At 68.8% G+C, this 394-nt stretch carries 1 protein-coding gene; it reads right to left on the bottom strand.

What is annotated here, in order from left to right:
* Positions 1 to 69 precede the first annotated feature (69 nt).
* The coding region (locus I6F37_RS43815) for an alginate export family protein (RefSeq protein WP_225154957.1) at positions 70 to 394 on the bottom strand (325 nt) is incomplete at its 5' end.

The raw sequence follows: 394 nt of genomic DNA on the forward strand, positions 1-394 counted from the left end.
AGGAGCGCAAGGCCGCCGCCAAGGAAGAGGCCCGCCTGAAGAAAGAGCTGAAGCGGGCTCACTAGCCCCTTAGAACAGCGCCGTCAGGTTGACCGAGGCATAGGCCGCATCTCCATTGCGCGGCGCGTTCGGCGCGTCCGCGAGGAAGCGGCCCTTGTCCAGCCACAGGGCGTTGACCTCCAGCCGCAGGCCATCTTGGACCAGCCAGTAGCGCAGGCGGCCTTCGAGCTGCTGGCCGGCGTAGCGTCCGGAATTGCCGGCCGCGTCCCGCACACCCGTGGTCGAGAAGCTGTCGCTGGCCGAGGCCAGCCACAGGCCGCGGTAGGCGACGAACACATCCCAGCGCTTGCTCGGCGTCGCTTCCAGCCGCAGGCCTGTGGCGACGATGTTGGCC

It is taken from the genome of Bradyrhizobium sp. NBAIM08 (genome assembly GCF_020193935.1).
Taxonomy (GTDB): Bacteria; Pseudomonadota; Alphaproteobacteria; order Rhizobiales; family Xanthobacteraceae; genus Bradyrhizobium; species Bradyrhizobium yuanmingense.